Source organism: Pedobacter nyackensis (assembly GCF_900176505.1).
Lineage (GTDB): Bacteria > Bacteroidota > Bacteroidia > Sphingobacteriales > Sphingobacteriaceae > Pedobacter > Pedobacter nyackensis.
In genome coordinates, this window is sequence record NZ_FWYB01000032.1 from 1 (window position 1) to 1,224 (window position 1,224).

Sequence of the window (1,224 nt, forward strand, 5' to 3'; positions counted from 1 at the left end):
CCACCAGAGCCGATGGTACTGCGGTAACACGTGGGAGAGTAGGTCGGTGCCAAATCTTAAAGAAAGCCGGTAGTCAGAAGACTATCGGCTTTTCTATTAAAACGAAGGACTTTACTAATTAAAAGATATTAAAAATATTTAGGTGCCTATATCGGTGGTGTCTACCTCTTCCCATTCCGAACAGAGAAGTCAAGCCCACCAGAGCCGATGGTACTGCGGTAACACGTGGGAGAGTAGGTCGGTGCCAAATCTTAAAAGAATGCCGCTAGTCATAATGACTAGCGGCATTTCTTGTTTATACAGGTTTTCAGAAGTGGTCTTTTGTATATTTGTTAAATTAGATTTGGATAATGAACTCAAACGAACTTTATATTTTTAATTCAGAAAGATTAGGTTTTAGAGATTGGCTTGAAAGTGATATCGATAAACTCGCAACTATAAATATAGACCCCGAAGTGATGATGTTTTTTCCTGGTATCCAGGCTATGGAAATAACCAGGCAATTTGTACAAAGAATGCAGAGGTTATTCAGAGAAAGAGGCTTTTGTTACTTTGCTGTGGAAAGATTAGATACAAAAGAATTTATTGGATTTATAGGATTGTCTATTCAAAGCTTTGAATCGGACTTTACACCCTGCGTGGATATTGGCTGGCGTTTAGATAGGAAGCAATGGTACAAAGGCTTTGCGACTGAAGGTGCAAAGAGATGTATAGCTTATGCTTTTAAAGATTTAAAATTGAAGACCATAAATGCCATAGCTCCTAAAGTCAATGAGCCGTCTGTAAGCGTAATGCAGAAGATAGGAATGAAAGAAGTAAAGGTTTTTAATCATCCTTTACTTAAATCCAGTGAAAGACTTAGAGAATGTGTACTTTATGAGATCCTAAATGACGAGGAAGAGATAGCTTTCTTTGGAGATTGATGAATTTCTAAACGGTGCTAAACTATAATGATGATATAAGTAAGGTGAATTGTTAGTCTCTATGAGATGACCTTCCGACTAATATCCTGTTGATTAGTCGAGGTAGTGGTGTTAAATACTTTGATTTATATAAATGTATTGTTGCTTTAAAACCTGTTGAATTTTGCTTTTATTAACTTTTGATTATTTATTTTTTAACTTTTTGTTATTTTTTATAGCTGAAGCATAGTACGTTAAGTTTAATCTACAAGTAATACTGTATTTAAGTTTGTGGGGGCGTATAATTTTCCTACTTTTGCAT

At 35.5% G+C, this 1,224-nt stretch carries 1 protein-coding gene and 1 rRNA gene; both read left to right on the plus strand.

Features of this window, described 5'->3' with window-relative positions; all coding sequences use genetic code 11:
* The first annotated feature begins 138 nt into the window (after window positions 1-138).
* Window positions 139-250: ribosomal RNA gene (rrf, locus tag B9A18_RS24905) — 5S ribosomal RNA — on the plus strand.
* A 100-nt stretch (window positions 251-350) separates the two neighbouring features.
* Window positions 351-923, plus strand: a complete 573-nt coding sequence (locus tag B9A18_RS24910; RefSeq protein WP_084292627.1) for a GNAT family N-acetyltransferase — start codon at window positions 351-353, stop codon at window positions 921-923.
* Window positions 924-1,224: the final 301 nt, after the last annotated feature.

Excerpts from the sequence above, each read along its gene's own strand:
- B9A18_RS24910 (WP_084292627.1), top strand. The coding sequence starts at position 351 with ATGAACTCAAACGAACTTTATATTTTTAATTCAGAAAGATTAGGTTTT.